We start from the raw sequence: 510 nt of genomic DNA, 5'->3' as shown, positions 1-510 counted from the left end.
GACACACGCGCCGTACAGGAAAGGGATGCCTAATTTGACCGCCGCGTCGTTCATGATCAGCCGTGTTTCAAAATTATCCGTCGCATCGACGATCAGGGACGCTTCCTCCGCAAGCTCGAGCGCTTTTTCCGCAGTAACATCCGCTACGATTCCGGTTACTTGAACAGAGCTGTTGATCAGGCGCAGCCTTTTTTCAGCGGCGGCGGCCTTTGGCATATGATCAATCACATCCTGTTCCGTATAGAGCTGCTGGCGCTGGAGATTGCTCCATTCCACATAATCCCTGTCGGCTATCGTCAGCGAACCGACCCCGGCCCTCACCAGCATTTCTGCGCTGGCCGCGCCCAAAGCCCCAGCACCGATCACGAGGACGCGGGCGCGGCTTAATTTTTCCTGGCCGTCCGGTCCGATCGGGTGAAAGAGCTCCTGTCTTGAATACCTGCCGGTCAAATCGTCAACTTCCCTTCTTCAGGGGTGCTGGCGATGCCGTAGTTCTTTTCCGGAATTCGT

At 56.5% G+C, this 510-nt stretch carries 1 protein-coding gene; it reads right to left on the bottom strand.

Annotated elements, in window-relative coordinates; all coding sequences use genetic code 11:
* The coding region (locus ACWHAR_RS32310) for a ThiF family adenylyltransferase (RefSeq protein ID WP_452089081.1) at positions 1 to 450 on the bottom strand (450 nt) is incomplete at its 3' end.
* Positions 451 to 510 lie beyond the last annotated feature (60 nt).

The organism is Bacillus sp. LR--39 (assembly GCF_053613335.1).
Note: the sequence above shows the minus strand (reverse complement) of the source record. Positions and strands in the feature narration are given on the sequence as shown.